Source organism: Mesorhizobium sp. M2C.T.Ca.TU.002.02.1.1, assembly GCF_003997225.1.
On sequence record NZ_RZTO01000474.1, the window covers coordinates 1 to 4,850 of the forward strand.

The window sequence follows — 4,850 nt, forward strand, 5'->3', positions numbered from 1 at the left end:
ATGCGGGCCCGTGCCCGGACCTTTTCCAGCCGCGTCAGCATCGGCAGCACGAAGGAAGCCGTCTTGCCGGTTCCGGTCTGAGCGATGCCCAGCACATCCTTGCCGAGCAGCGCATGCGGGATGGCTCCGGCCTGGATCGGAGTCGGCTTGGCATAGCCGGCATCTGAGACTGCGGAGAGGACCTTCGGCGAAAGGCCAAGGTCTGAGAATGTCAACGCTTCTTGAGCGGTCTGGGTGTCTGAGGACAAGAGGTGGCTGTCTTTGGCTGGTTCGGAAAAAATCGCAACACGAGTTGCGGCAGGCGCCGCGCGCCTGCAAGATCGCGGTTGCAGTTAGGCGCAAGTCCGCGATTTGTCAACAGAAACAGCCGGAAATCCCGGTGATTGTGAAGACGTAACCTTAATCGCGATGCTTAATCGAAGCAATCTCGTTGCGCCGGCTCAGTAGCGGAACTGCTCGGCAAGGATACGTTCATTCCAGGAATGGTTCGGATCGAAGAGCAAAGTCGCCGTCGCCGTCGGCGATTCCCGCACGGTGACGGAGGCCACCGCCTTGACCTCGGTGTGGTCGGCGGCGGCGTTCACCGGGCGTTTTTCGGCTTCCAGGATGTCGAAGCGCACCGTTGCCTTGTTGGAGAGCAGCGCGCCGCGCCAGCGGCGCGGCCGGAAGGGACTGACCGGCGTCAGCGCCAGCAACGGCGCGTCGAGCGGCAGGATCGGCCCGTGCGCCGACAGATTGTAGGCGGTGGAGCCGGCGGGCGTCGCGATCATCACGCCGTCGCAGTTCAGCTCCTCCAGCCGCACCTGGCCGTCGACGGTGATGCGGATCTTCGCGGTCTGGTAGGATTGGCGCCACAGCGCCACCTCGTTGATGGCCAGCGCCGAAACGGATTCGCCATCATGCGTCACAGCGACCATTTCCAGCGGCCGGATCGTCTCGGCAACGGCGTTGGCGATGCGTTCCTCAAGACCGCCGGCGCGATATTCGTTCATCAGGAAGCCGATGGTGCCACGGTTCATGCCGTAGACCTTCTTGCCCGTGCTCATCGTCTCGCGCAGCGTCTGCAAAAGAAAACCGTCGCCGCCGAGCGCAATGATGATCTCGGCCTCCGCGACGGGCACCTGCCCATAGCGCGCCGACAGGCTTTCCCGCGCCGCGCGGGCGTCATCGGTGTCGGAAGAGACGAAGGCGAAACGACTGGCGGCTTTGCTCATGGCTCCCGGAGGGCGACCGTCTGCAGGGCCGCGCCGGCGACGGCGTAGCATGCGCCGCCCGTATCTGTGAAGGGTGCTGGGCGGCCGGCGGTCCACCCGACAATCGCGCTTCGTGACAGGCGCGACATGAATGTGATGGCCGCAATGGTTAAGGCGAGGCTTAAACACTCGTAAAGCCGGATCGATCATGTTAGCCGACAGTGGATGGGTTAGCGGGGGCTGGCCAGTCGAGAGACCTGTCTATTGCCGGTAACGCGTCTGATCATAGTCTTCCTGATGATGGGAAGTTTCGCGCTGATGTTCGCCGAACTCGTGCGTCATTCGGAAGAGATGAGCCAGCGGCCGCAGCCGACGGCTTCCCGCTGCGGGGACGCCACGGGAACACCTTGCCCGCAAAGGGCGCTGTAGGCTTCGCTTCCCTTATCGCTTAGCCACCCTGCAGGTGACAGCCCGCCTTGTGCCTGCCCGCGACATATTCGTCGATGAGTTGCCGGTAGCGCCACCTTGCCGAAGCTTGGAAAGTGGCCGCCATGCACGACCGAGACCTCGAGGTCGCGCATGGCTAGCAGCGTCCCGACATAGTCGTCGATATTGGAATGATAGACGTCGTCGATCAGCGGCCCGTCATAGACGATGTCGCCCGACAGCAGAATGCCGGTCTTTTTCTCGTAAAGCGCGATGCCGCCCGGCGAATGACCCGGCGTATGGATGACCTCGAAGGCGCGGTCGCCGAGATCTACGACGTCGCCATGCTCGAGCAGCCGGTCCGCCGGCGCGGGCAGGATGCGGTAGCGCGCCGTATCCCAGCCGTCAGGCGCGCCGTCGAACATCTCTTCATTGGCGTAACGGTCCGCCACCGTCCATTCGTTGCGCGGATCGGCAAGGATTGCCGCTTCGGCCGAATGCACGCAGCGGTCGGGGAATTCGTGGTGGCAGCCGATATGGTCGAAATGCGTGTGGCTGGCGACGCAGGTAAGCTTGCGCTCGCTGACCAGCGGCACATGACGTTTCAAGCTGAAATGGCCGAGGCCGGTATCGAACAGCAGGTCGCGGTCGCGCCCGCGCACATGCCAGATGTTGCAGCGGAAGAAGGGCTTTATCCACGGCTCATGGATGAGCGTGATGTCGTCGCCCACGCGGATGGTTTCGTACCAGTCCGGAGCCTCGATGACCGGAAGCGTGCCCATGGATCAGTCCGCCAGCAGGATGATGTCTTGAGCGTTGCATGAAACCGGGATCGTGTCGCCTGTCTGAACCGTGGCGGAAGCCGGAGCCCTGGCGATGAACTGCAGCGCGGTATCGAGAACTGAAGTCGCCAGCACGCGCTTGAAGCTGCCCTGGAAGACGACATCGCCGACCTCGGCCGTGCCCAGCGCGACATCGGCTTTCGCTTCGCCGAGGACCAGATGCTCGGGTCGGATCGCGAGCGCGACCGTGGCGCCGGCAGGCGATGCACCGGGCAATGAAATCAGCCCGACCTCTGTCGAAGCCGTGACGATCCCGTTCTTCGCCTCGGTCACGGTGCCGGCAAGGATCGTGCTCTCGCCCATGAAGGTCGCGGAAAAGCGCGTCGCTGGCCGCGCATAGACGCGCTCGGGCGGGCCTTCGTCCTCGATCCGGCCGTCATTCATCACCACGCAATGGTCGGCCAGCGCCATCGCCTCCTCCTGGTCGTGCGTGACATGGATGAAGGCGGTGCCGACGCGCTTCTGGATCGCCTTCAGCTCGTCCTGCATCTGCCGGCGCAACTTGAGATCGAGCGCGCCGAGCGGCTCGTCGAGCAGCAGGACCGCCGGCTCGATGACCAGGGCGCGGGCCAGCGCCACGCGCTGCCGCTGGCCGCCGGAAAGCTGATGCGGCTTCTTGTCGAAGGCGGCGGCCAGCCCGACGAGGGCAAGCGCCTCGCGCGCCTTCGCCGCCCGCGTCGCGCCGTCGACGCCCTGCATGCGCAACCCGAATCCGACATTGCCGCCGACGCTCATATGCGGAAACAGCGCGTAGTCCTGGAACACGGTGGTTGTCGGGCGCTTGGCCGGCGGCACGGCTGTACAATCCTGGCCGCGGATGAAGACCTTGCCTTCGCTGGGCGTGACGAAGCCCCCAAGAATCGAAAGCAGCGTCGTCTTGCCGGAGCCCGAAGGCCCGAGCAGGATCGTGTAGCTGCCGGGTTCGATCGCGAGCGAGACGTTCTTCAGCACCGCAAGCTGGCCGAAGCGATGCGAGACGTTGCGGATGTCGACCAAAGGCGCGCTCATGCCGGCTTTCTCCGCAACAGCGTCAGCTCGAAAAACACCACCAGGACGATGGAGACGGCAAAGACCAGCGAGCCGACGGCATTGGTCTTGGGGTTGAGACCGGAGCGCAGCAGGTTCCAGATCTCCACGGGCAGCGTCGTCTCGAAGCGGGTAAGCAGGAAGGAAATCACGAACTCGTCCCAGGAGAAGGTCATCGACAGGAAGAAGCCGGCGAAGATCGCCGGCGCCATCACCGGCACGGTGATCATGAGCAGCACCTTCCACTCGGCGGCGCCGAGGTCGCGCGCGGCGCGCTCGATGTTGATCTGGTGGTCGCCCATCTGGCTGTAGATGATGGCGAAGCAGAGCGGCAGGTTGATCACCACATGGCCGATGCCGGCGGCCAAAAGCGATTTCGGCACGCCGGCCCAGTTGAACAGCACCAGCAATCCCATGCCGATGATGAGGTAACTGACGGTGAGCGGCAGCGTGATCAGCCCACGCAGCATGGCCGAGCCCGGCAGGACGAAGCGCGCGAACCCCCAGGCCGAGAGGAAGCCGAGCGTAACCGAAGCGAGTGAGGAGAGCACTGCAACGAGCAGCGAGTTGACCAGCGCCGATGTCAGCCGGGCATCGGAAAGCACAGCCTGGTACCAGCGCAGCGACGGACCGGTGAAGGGTGGGATCGGGAACGAGGTCGCCTGCAGCGAGAACAGCACCAGCACGACCACCGGCAGGAAGATGAAGCCGTAGACGGCGATAGCGTAGACCCAGGCGGCGAGGCGAACGGCGGCGCGCATCGTCATGCCCGCTCGATCTTCAGCCAGCGCGCGCAGGCGAGATAGGCGATGGTGACCACGGCCATCAGGATGATCGACAGCGCCGACGCCAGCGGAAAATCGCCGCGGCGGCCGATCTGCATCATCACGAGTTGTGGCATGACCAGCTCGTTGTTGCCGCCGAGGATCTGCGGCGTGATGTAGTCGCCGATGCAGAGCACGAAGGTGAGGAAGGCGCCGACCATAATGCCGGGCAAGGTCAGCGGCAGCACGACATGCAGGAAGGTGCGCACCGGCCCGGCGCCGAGATCGGCGGCGGCCTTGCGGTAGCTCGGGCTGAGCTGCTTCAGATTGGCGAAGATCGTCAGCGTCAGAAGCATGACGAAGAAATGCACGAAGCCGGTGACGGTGGCCAGCCGAGTGTTGGCGAGCTGCAGCGGTTCGCCGATCAGGCCGATGCCGGTCAGCGCCCGGTTGATGACGCCGTTCTGCGCCAGCACCAGCAGCCAGGAATAGGAGCGCACGACATAGGAGGTCCAGAACGGCAGCACGGCCAGCATCAGCGCCAGCCGCTGCCAGCGTTCCGGGACCATCTCGGCGAGGATCCAGGCAAAGGGATAGGC

General features: G+C 64.4%; 5 protein-coding genes and 1 pseudogene. All 6 read right to left on the reverse strand.

Features of this window, described 5'->3' with window-relative positions; translation table 11 throughout:
- On the reverse strand, nucleotides 1-248 hold a 248-nt coding region (locus EOD07_RS22585; RefSeq protein WP_127237040.1), incomplete at its 3' end, for a DEAD/DEAH box helicase.
- A 192-nt stretch (nucleotides 249-440) separates the two neighbouring features.
- A complete protein-coding gene (locus EOD07_RS22590) occupies nucleotides 441-1,214 on the reverse strand; it encodes an NAD kinase (protein WP_127237041.1) in 774 nt (257 codons plus the stop codon).
- Nucleotides 1,215-1,641: 427 nt separating this feature from the next.
- Nucleotides 1,642-2,401, reverse strand: a pseudogene (locus EOD07_RS22595) (MBL fold metallo-hydrolase).
- 3 nt (nucleotides 2,402-2,404) lie between these two features.
- Nucleotides 2,405-3,469, reverse strand: coding sequence for an ABC transporter ATP-binding protein (locus EOD07_RS22600; RefSeq protein WP_127237042.1), 1,065 nt, complete (start codon nucleotides 3,467-3,469; stop codon nucleotides 2,405-2,407).
- Nucleotides 3,466-4,248, reverse strand: coding sequence for an ABC transporter permease (locus EOD07_RS22605; protein WP_127237043.1), 783 nt, complete (start codon nucleotides 4,246-4,248; stop codon nucleotides 3,466-3,468). The genes EOD07_RS22600 and EOD07_RS22605 overlap by 4 nt, the downstream gene beginning before the upstream one ends.
- A gap of 2 nt (nucleotides 4,249-4,250) precedes the next feature.
- Nucleotides 4,251-4,850, reverse strand: a 600-nt coding sequence (locus EOD07_RS22610) for an ABC transporter permease (protein ID WP_164772434.1), incomplete at its 5' end; no start/stop codon positions are given.